Here is an 8,549-nt window from a genome sequence, read left to right on the forward strand (position 1 = left end):
TGACAACTATATAGCTACTTATCCAGAGAGGTAGAGGGACTGGCCCGATGATGCCTCAGCAACAGATTCTACATCGTAGAACACTGTGCTAATTCCACAAGCATTGAGCTTGGAAGATGAGTTGAAGTTTGATACATAAAGCCTTCTTCTTATCTACTAGGAAGAGGGCTCTTTTCAATGAAGGAGCCACTTCCAATGTTCGAATACTAATAAGAGGAGTGATCAAATATGGGGGAAATTCTCCAGGAAGCTATTCAAAATCGTAGAAATGAGTTAATAAACAAATTAATTGTCCACAACATTTTCAAAAAAGGCGACAAACAATTATTCGAGCTGACGCTGCAAGAACTTGAGGATGAATACAAATATCTTCAAAAGGAATGCCATCCGCATAGTGATGTTGGGTCCATCCATTGGAAAAATTGTGCAAAATTAAGCAGTTAAAAAGCAGCAATCCTAGGTTATGGAATGCTGCTTCCTTTTTTTCTATAGTTAAATTAAATGTATGCATTCAACTGCACATCCTCCTCGTTGTGATTCTAGTTTTTTGACAAAGTTGATTCATATATGGACGATTATCTAATCCATTTTTAAAGAAATTCTTTCAAAAACATTCCAGATGTCTTATTCTGATAATCTATAATCTATTACAAAGGAATTAAAATATGACTTCCACCCTGCAACATTTCATGAATGAATTCATCGGCTTAGATAGTTGGTCTCTCATTTTTATCAGTATATTCATTAATATACTCATCAGTATCCTTGGTTTCCTGCCAAGTGTCTTCTTAACGGCCTTTAATATTTCCGCATTTGGGTTTTGGACAGGAATCGTGATTTCCATACTTGGTGAATCCCTAGGGGCCATTGTTAGTTTTTATTTGTACCGAAAAGGAATGAAGTTTGCAGGTATTGATCAGATTCTGTCAAACAAATACTTTCTTAAATTAAAAGAAGCGTCTGGAACGGAATGGATCTTTCTTCTATTTTTGTTCCGCATGGTTCCATTTGTGCCTTCAAGTGTGGTAACCGTTGCCGCTGCTTTTAGCTCTATTTCTATTGTTGCCTTTTCTGTGATCAGTTCTGGCGGGAAGATTCCTTCGTTGTTGATTGAGGCATTCGTGGTAATGAATGTGTTGGATGCGGATAAGGGTACGGTTATTCTATTGGCAGGTTCGGTGGTGGTTGGGATGTTTTATTTGGCATACCGTTGGAGAAAGAACAATAGATTATAATTGTGTCAGTTACGGAAACCAATCTCCTCAGGAAAAGAAAAAAGACGTCTACCACACGGCATACGTCTTTTCTCCCTTTCAATTATTGTGCATTTACCTCGACAGCATCCTTCTTGTAATATTCTGCAAAAATCTCCGCAAACGCTTCTGTAGAGTTATACAATTCCACTAAATTATTTTCAACTCCGCCAAACTCAAGTAACATGGCTCTCTCGGTTAGGTCCTGATTGTAAACCCCGTTACCTTCTGCTCTTGTTTTGATGAAAACTCCCCGGCTGATGCCAGGATATTTTTCCTCCAGTTTAGCATTCAATTCCTTTGCGATCTTAAGGTTCTTTTCAAAGTTTTTGTTTTCTTTTCCTACGATAAAAAATAAGCGTGCATAGTTTTTACCGTTAATGGTTTTGGTAGTGATGCTCCGCGGCTGAGAATCCCGATGAATATCGATCAGGTACGTTAAGTCATCGTTTTGGGCTATGGCTTCTTGTACTAGTCCCCTTGATAACTGATAGGATTCAAAATATGTCCATGACTTGTCTTTGAGTGCTTTGTTTACATCTGTCTTATCCTGAACTGCCCCAATCCCCCTTGCTTCAAGTTCTTGCTTTAATTTGGACCCTACAGCAATGACGTTGACCTTCTCGTTGGTACTCGCTGGATCTTTCGAATCGTTATTTTTAATTAGCGGGCTGAACGCTTCCCAGCTGTGTGAATGATAGATGTAGACGGATTTTTCATCAATCTCTTGAACTCCGTCTCCCGAGTTGTTGTTTGCCTGATCAATTTGGCTCTGATCGAATTCCTGATCTTTCAACTGATCTTCTGTTGGCGCCGGTGATTCATTCGGGAGGTTCGTAATGTCAGTCCCCTTCCCCGCAACGGCTATGTGAGTATGATAATTTTCGATTCCCGGGATTTCCCGTCCAAATAAACTTCGCGGATCAAGGAGTGAAACATTCGTGACGCTTTCCAACCAATCAAAATCACTGTTTAATGCTGCCTCATTTGTAACCCGCAATCCTGTCATTTCCTGTGACAACAACATAAGAAACGTTTCCTTCGGTACTAGTTCCGACATTGATGAATACAGTAAACTATCCACCCTCAATTTTATGGCAGTTGACGAGATCAACCATACGGTCAAGTACATGAGTACGATACCGATCAATACTACCCGAATGATGGCCTTCATAGAGACGAATACTAGTGGGACTAAGCTATTGTTGTTTCGAGACTTATACGACATCATCAGTACCCCTATATAAAGTATTTAATAGTTAACTTTATGCAGGGTGTTGATAGAGTAGAAGGTTTTTTCCGGGATTCGGTCGGATTTCCTATTTCACCTCATACCGTGTAATCATTTTCAACTTTTAGTTTAAGTGCATTCCGCAGTAATTCTTGTAGGACTGCTGCGAATATCGATATGGTGACAGACGCAAAGCTAATAATGATCCCGACCATAGCAATACCCGGATGAAGAGCATTTTGGATTAGTAGAAACACTATTCCTGACACATAAATGGCAGTAATTAGTAAGGCATACAGTTTTATTCGGTGAAGAGCCACTATTGCCTTCGTCGAAAAAGCGTTCTCTTCAATACACGTTAAAAGCTTAAAAGCTTGGTACAGCGCTAAATTAAATGGAACCGCTGTTAAGTATAATCCTATTAAAATCGGCCATTTCAAATAAGCGAATTGGGGAAATAGATCGGCCGAATGCTTCGCCATGGTTGGCAACCAGACAATACAAAGGATGAATACAATCGCTCCTATTGCCATTACTGCCCCTTTTAAAAAAATCGTCGTTCCTCGTTTCATAACACACCTCTGATACCATGTTTTTCTAAATTATATAATGAGATTTATTGTTTTCCAATAAAATATTATTGATTTTTTATAAAAACTTCTATACGAACAAATGCATGAGTAAACTCATGCATTTTAATCCCTTATCTGCTATTCACTTCATTGGCTGCCCTTACCCCCGACTCTATCGCCCCTTCAATCCAACCATGAAAAGAGGATGTGTGCTCTCCGGCAAAATGAATTCTGCCTTCGGGTATCTTGATATAATCCCCGATATCACTTGCCTGACCAGGGGTATAAAGGGTAAAACATCCTGCAGAGAATGGGTTTTTACTCCAGTTGTAGACTACATAATTCAGCATTTCAGTATACACCTGTTCGCCATATATTTTAGATAGGTCTTCTAATACTTCTTTGATGATTTCTTGTTTTGATTTACTGTTCCATAAGAGTGCATTCTGTCCCCAGCTGTAACTCGCTAACATGACCCCTGGTTTATTGCTACCCTTGTCGTGACTCGGCATATACGTAAAGCGTGTGGGGAGATCTGACACGATGTTTCCGTAATCCATATCTTCCCAGAAGCGACGACGAAATTCGATTCCTATTTTGACGGATGGAATATTCGTTACTTCCCGGATCGCCTGCCACTTTTTGAAGGATATTGAATCATAAGGTACGACATCGATATACTGGAAGACAGTAAATGGTATGGTTACAATGACATAATCGGCATTGTATTCCCGTACCAATCCGTCTGCGGAGTTTACTGATCTAACGCTTACTCCGCCATCGGATTGTATAATGTGGGTCACTTTTTGATTCAGTAGAATGTGTGACCCAATCTCTTGGACAAATCCATAAGGTAAGTGGTCGTTTCCTCCTTTTATTTGATAAAATTTTGTTTGTTTCCTGAATATAGGAAAGATGATGTCTTTTAATATGTCGACGAAGGAGAATTCAGGGAATCCTTCTATCCCGAGAATGACATTGATTTTCCGGATTGCATTATAGGATAATGATTTACCGTATGGGTTATTTGCTAAAAATTGTCCCATCGAATAGCCAGAGTATTTTTTTATTAAATTTTGTTGTTCCTCATGGTCACTGTTATTATACAATTCGATAAAGGGTTTGGTTGCTTCAAGGAATAATTGCGAAGCCGTTTTACCCTGCTCACCTTCTGGTAAAGGATACTGTAGAATGGCTGGATTATTTTCGTATAGCTCCCTTGTTGTAAGGATATTGTTTACAAATAGTAAATCTCTTGGGGAATTATTAATGAATTCATGATAAGGAAGCTTGAATCTTCGGATATACTCAAACACCAACTGATGGTTATCGGGAATTCTCATGGCTCCCAGGTCCAAATAATTACCGGGTGTGAATGGCTTACGAACTGTATATACCCTGCCCCCGATCCGTTTATTTCCTTCTAAAACCGTTACCTCATGTCCGGCTTTTTTCAGTAGAGAAGCTGCGACTAAACCACTCATTCCTGCTCCAATGATTATCACTTTTTTGGGTTTGGTTGGATTTAATCCATTCCGGATAATGGCCAGCATATCGTCTGGATAGTTCAATTTGGAGGGGTCATCTTTTGAAAGTTGATTTACCATCTCATCACCCGCCTCCCTTTTTCTTACATCATATGACGTCAAGAAAGGGGGTATACGTATGATATCTGTGACAAAAAGCTCATTTCCAGTCATTTTCAGAACAAACGTTTCTATTTATACGTTTATGTGTTATACTTAAGTTTCATTGGGTCTACGAGACTGTATTTAGTCAATCCCTCGAGCAAGTAGAAGGGAGACATGTTATATGTCACTAGAAAATATCGTAACCATGCTCAATACTCTTAAGGAATTCAAGGATAGTGAGATCGTTCATACGATATCAAGTCATGATCACTCACCCGTTATGACCGTTACCTACCAGTTGGACAGGGATTGCTTTCAAATCACATATATGGATTCAATGAAAGTTGAAGAGTTTACAGACATTAGTCTTTTGGCTACAACTATAGAAAGTGTTGTTCTTCTCGAACCTTCAAGATAAGATAATAAAATGGAATGCCATTACGTAAATCGTGATGGCATTTTTTTGTACCCGGAATCTGTTTTTTTATGCTAACCTATAGATAAAAAGGAGGACATTATGTCTTTATCTTCTCAATCTTATATTCGAAAAGTGTCACTTCAAAGGGAAAACGTTCCTTCTTTTCATTCGTATCCCTTTCATATTCCAAGTATTCGGAGCCTGACAGACCTCTCCTTTCACCCAAATGTTACATTTATTGTGGGGGAAAACGGAATGGGGAAATCAACTCTCCTTGAGGCCATTGCAATGGCCATTGGTTTTAATCCTGAAGGAGGTACGCTGAACTTTTCATTCTCCACGTATGATTCGTATTCGAATCTGGATAAGTACTTAAGGATTGTGAGAGGCGTCGAACGACCAAAGGATGGTTTTTTCTTGAGAGCAGAAAGCTTTTACAATGTTGCGACGAATATAGAAAAATTGGATCAGCAGCCCTCTTTTGGGCCGCGAGTGATTGATTCTTTTGGAGGGAAATCTCTCCATGAGCAATCACACGGAGAAGCCTTTTTCTCAACCTTTATGAATCGTTTTCGAGGTAAAGGGATTTACATATTGGATGAGCCGGAAGCCGCACTCTCCCCCTTAAGGCAGTTATCCATGCTCTCCAGGATACATGAACTTGTGAATGATGACTCACAGTTCATTATTGCCACTCACTCACCCATTCTGATGGCATACCCTTCTTCTTCCCTGATTGAATTAACAGAAGAAGGTTTAGAAGAGTCTTCATTGGAAGAAACCAGCCATTATAAGATTATGAAGCAATTTTTTGATGAGCGGGAACGAATGATCTATCATCTATTGAAAGATGAGGACTGAACGTGGGAATAGGATTTATTCATAAAGTTGTTGATTGATGAAGCATTCCCTTAATAATAAAATCGAGCATAAAACCAACACTGGTTTTATGCTCGATTTTATTATTGTTAAAAAGAAGGAAGTTCACTTAAATTATTCTCTTTTATACCATCGGGTTCACTGCGAAGAACATCTCTCCCATACCGATGAATCACATCGACATGAGCCAGTTTTCCTGACTTTGCTTCTTCAAGTGCAGTGATATAATCCAACTCCCTCCCGCTTTCGGTTTTAAAAGCGATGAGATCGTCATCCTCATTTCGGCGAACGGCTACAATCTGTTCTGCTCCAGTTGCAATCTCCTGAGCCATTTCTACTTCAGCTTGAAATTCACCTTGCTTCTTGTATTCTTCATAAACCTGTTCAAAGCTCTTCTTTTCCATCTGGTTCACCTCCCGAACGTACGTTTAGTATTAACTCTGGAGCAAGGGATTATGATAAAATAAGTCAAATATACATCGCTTCCTCTCCAACGCAAAAAAGAGTGCCATCCATCACGGCACCCAACTATCATCATTTCAGTTTCTCAAGAGTATCATTTAACACAATTTTTTGTTCCTCTATAGCTTTCATCGCATCTTGGATGTTTCTTTTATAAACAGAAAGAATGCTTTGTCCATAGGTTGTCCCCGGTACTGCCCATTTTCCGTTCAAATCTGTCCAGTTTTTGGCGCTCCCTCGCGTGACCAATGAAAAACGGGGATCCACGAGTGATTGTCCTTGTGGAATTGGATCGGTTGAAGCATACGCGTACAGATGCTGAATATGAGCAAGAACCCCTTCTTCTGGAGTCTTAAATGATGCTCCGTCATTACCAGGACCGGTAGTACCAATCCCTGCATAGTTATTTTGATTTGGGTTGACTTGTCCTGTGAATCTGAAATAGTTGGTTTCATGTATTGCTTGAGCGTAAGCTACGTCGCCTCTAATTCCATAAAGATTCCCGTAAAAGAGATAAAATCCCCCTAACAGTGGCGCATCCGGGTTAATCGTTTTCACAAAGTCATCCAATTGTTCTGCTCGTAATACAGATGTGCCCAAAATTGAATACTGTATTCCCGGCGGCAAAGGAGGCTGTGTCGGTTTTGGCGGATCAGTTGGAGATGGTACAGGGGGCTTGGGGCTATCATCGGCAACTCTTACTAAAATAAATGCTTCAATACCCATTTTTTTTAGTGTGGCCACTTGTTTTTCTGCGTTCACTCTTTCTGTAAAAGCACCAGTTTGAACCCTGTAATACGTTTTCCCCAAGACCACCACTGTATCAATGAATGAATTTAAACCTTTTCTATTCAACTCATTTACCCGGTCTTCAGCATTTTCACGCTTCGTAAATGATCCAGCGATCACTTTGAAAAGTTCTTTTTCATTCACTATTTTCGCAGGTAAACCTAAAGCCTTAGCAACACCCCTTGCGATTGCCACACCTACAGTCTTTCTAAATGCAGCGTTGTTCATTAACGCAATATCTTTTGGATTATCAATAAATAGAATCTCAAGTAGAAGTGAAGACATGTTCGTTTCACGTAATACGTGAAAATTCGCTCTCTTTTTCCCTCTATCAATCACATTATAAGATGATTGAATAGCTGAAGTAACCTCATCGTGAATGATTTTCTGATAGGTAATCGTCTGGGAAGGAACACTGCCATTATACACATAGCTCTCAAATCCGGTTCCACCCCCAGCATTATGATGGATGGACAAGTAAAAATCAGGATTAGTACGGTTGGCAAAGTTTGATCTTTCCGTTAAAGAAAGCGTTTCATTACCAGTTCTCGTCATCAAAATGTCCACATTGTAGTTTTTCAACAAATAGTCTCTTACAATGAGTGCCGTTGAGAGATTGAAGGTTTTCTCTTCATTCCCATTGTAAACAGCACCTGGATCAGTACCTCCATGACCAGGATCAATCATTATAGTTTTCAATATTATATCCTCCTAAGAGTATGACATATAGTACTATATTCACATATGGACAAGCCTGCTTGGACTTTACCTGCTTTCTCCTCTAAGATAATACGAAAAAATGTTCCCTGTAGTGAAGGGAACACTTTTTATGCACGATTCTATTTTTATGGAGGAAACTTTCTTATAGGTGTTTTTATTCTATTTCTTTATTTTATTTCTTAACTCTCGTTCTTATTCATCATTTTGTATCAATTGGCCGGCGGAGGTTCATACTGGTGCTCGCTTCATTTTTTTCAGTATGAACTGTTGATCTTATAACCATTGTTCTTTTAATGAGTCAGGAGTCGAAGAGTTACCCCAAACTGTGCAACGTACATATTTGAGAGGGAAGGAGATCCCAAGTCATACTTGGAATGAGTTGCTGGTGGACTGCTGAATAGATACACTTGTAATTTTCTTGCCAATGCATCACCTCCATAGAATACTTTATGCCGAGAGTGAGTAGAAGGTGAGGACAAGCAACGAGTTTTTATAGAAATTGGACAGCCTTTTTTTTAGGCTTTGTTAAAGTTTAATGTTGATATTTGATAAAAAAATGGAACTCCCAGATTTATGGAAGTTCTTTTTTTTTAA

General features: G+C 39.3%; 10 protein-coding genes and 1 riboswitch. Of the genes, 4 read left to right on the forward strand and 6 right to left on the reverse strand.

Annotated features, from left to right (window positions below; genetic code table 11):
* Nucleotides 1–15: 15 nt before the first annotated feature.
* A riboswitch (SAM riboswitch) is annotated at nucleotides 16–123 on the forward strand.
* Nucleotides 124–228: 105 nt separating this feature from the next.
* On the forward strand, nucleotides 229–444 hold the full coding sequence (locus RSX31_RS20770) for a Fur-regulated basic protein FbpA (RefSeq protein ID WP_148969114.1): 216 nt from the start codon (nucleotides 229–231) through the stop codon (nucleotides 442–444).
* 221 nt (nucleotides 445–665) lie between these two features.
* Nucleotides 666–1,235, forward strand: a complete 570-nt coding sequence (locus tag RSX31_RS20775) for a TVP38/TMEM64 family protein (protein WP_315635891.1) — start codon at nucleotides 666–668, stop codon at nucleotides 1,233–1,235.
* An 82-nt stretch (nucleotides 1,236–1,317) separates the two neighbouring features.
* Here RSX31_RS20775 and spoIIP read toward each other — a convergent pair whose 3' ends face one another.
* The 3 genes from spoIIP to RSX31_RS20790 form a co-directional block, all read right to left on the reverse strand.
* Nucleotides 1,318–2,481: a stage II sporulation protein P gene (spoIIP, locus tag RSX31_RS20780; RefSeq protein ID WP_187443367.1), complete on the reverse strand. Its 1,164-nt coding sequence runs from the start codon at nucleotides 2,479–2,481 to the stop codon at nucleotides 1,318–1,320.
* A 101-nt stretch (nucleotides 2,482–2,582) separates the two neighbouring features.
* Nucleotides 2,583–3,056, reverse strand: coding sequence for a DUF2975 domain-containing protein (locus RSX31_RS20785; RefSeq protein ID WP_148993790.1), 474 nt, complete (start codon nucleotides 3,054–3,056; stop codon nucleotides 2,583–2,585).
* Nucleotides 3,057–3,187: 131 nt separating this feature from the next.
* Nucleotides 3,188–4,663 carry a flavin monoamine oxidase family protein gene (locus tag RSX31_RS20790; RefSeq protein ID WP_148993789.1) on the reverse strand — a complete coding sequence of 492 codons (1,476 nt, stop codon included), beginning with the start codon at nucleotides 4,661–4,663 and terminating at the stop codon, nucleotides 3,188–3,190.
* Between the two features lie 205 nt (nucleotides 4,664–4,868).
* Here RSX31_RS20790 and RSX31_RS20795 point away from each other — a divergent pair, with 205 nt between their 5' ends.
* Both RSX31_RS20795 and RSX31_RS20800 read left to right on the forward strand, forming a co-directional pair.
* Nucleotides 4,869–5,105, forward strand: coding sequence for a hypothetical protein (locus tag RSX31_RS20795; RefSeq protein WP_148969118.1), 237 nt, complete (start codon nucleotides 4,869–4,871; stop codon nucleotides 5,103–5,105).
* A 99-nt stretch (nucleotides 5,106–5,204) separates the two neighbouring features.
* On the forward strand, nucleotides 5,205–5,966 hold the full coding sequence (locus RSX31_RS20800) for an AAA family ATPase (RefSeq protein WP_315635892.1): 762 nt from the start codon (nucleotides 5,205–5,207) through the stop codon (nucleotides 5,964–5,966).
* 107 nt (nucleotides 5,967–6,073) lie between these two features.
* On the opposite strand, the gene RSX31_RS20805 is transcribed toward RSX31_RS20800, so the two are convergent.
* The 3 genes from RSX31_RS20805 to RSX31_RS20815 all read right to left on the reverse strand — a co-directional run bounded on the left by RSX31_RS20805 (nucleotide 6,074) and on the right by RSX31_RS20815 (nucleotide 8,380).
* Nucleotides 6,074–6,388: a DUF3892 domain-containing protein gene (locus RSX31_RS20805; protein ID WP_148969120.1), complete on the reverse strand. Its 315-nt coding sequence runs from the start codon at nucleotides 6,386–6,388 to the stop codon at nucleotides 6,074–6,076.
* A 130-nt stretch (nucleotides 6,389–6,518) separates the two neighbouring features.
* Nucleotides 6,519–7,934: an N-acetylmuramoyl-L-alanine amidase gene (locus tag RSX31_RS20810; RefSeq protein ID WP_315635893.1), complete on the reverse strand. Its 1,416-nt coding sequence runs from the start codon at nucleotides 7,932–7,934 to the stop codon at nucleotides 6,519–6,521.
* A 311-nt stretch (nucleotides 7,935–8,245) separates the two neighbouring features.
* On the reverse strand, nucleotides 8,246–8,380 hold the full coding sequence (locus tag RSX31_RS20815) for a hypothetical protein (RefSeq protein WP_262371676.1): 135 nt from the start codon (nucleotides 8,378–8,380) through the stop codon (nucleotides 8,246–8,248).
* Between the last annotated feature and the right edge of the window lie 169 nt (nucleotides 8,381–8,549).

The organism is Rossellomorea yichunensis, from assembly GCF_032337515.1.
In the GTDB taxonomy this organism is placed as follows: Bacteria; Bacillota; Bacilli; order Bacillales; family Bacillaceae_B; genus Rossellomorea; species Rossellomorea yichunensis.

Coding starts and splice junctions, on each gene's coding strand:
- RSX31_RS20770 (WP_148969114.1), top strand. CDS start 229: ATGGGGGAAATTCTCCAGGAAGCTATTCAAAATCGTAGAAATGAGTTA.
- RSX31_RS20775 (WP_315635891.1), top strand. CDS start 666: ATGACTTCCACCCTGCAACATTTCATGAATGAATTCATCGGCTTAGAT.
- spoIIP (WP_187443367.1), bottom strand. CDS start 2,481: ATGTCGTATAAGTCTCGAAACAACAATAGCTTAGTCCCACTAGTATTC.
- RSX31_RS20785 (WP_148993790.1), bottom strand. CDS start 3,056: ATGAAACGAGGAACGACGATTTTTTTAAAAGGGGCAGTAATGGCAATA.
- RSX31_RS20790 (WP_148993789.1), bottom strand. CDS start 4,663: ATGGTAAATCAACTTTCAAAAGATGACCCCTCCAAATTGAACTATCCA.
- RSX31_RS20795 (WP_148969118.1), top strand. CDS start 4,869: ATGTCACTAGAAAATATCGTAACCATGCTCAATACTCTTAAGGAATTC.
- RSX31_RS20800 (WP_315635892.1), top strand. CDS start 5,205: ATGTCTTTATCTTCTCAATCTTATATTCGAAAAGTGTCACTTCAAAGG.
- RSX31_RS20805 (WP_148969120.1), bottom strand. CDS start 6,388: ATGGAAAAGAAGAGCTTTGAACAGGTTTATGAAGAATACAAGAAGCAA.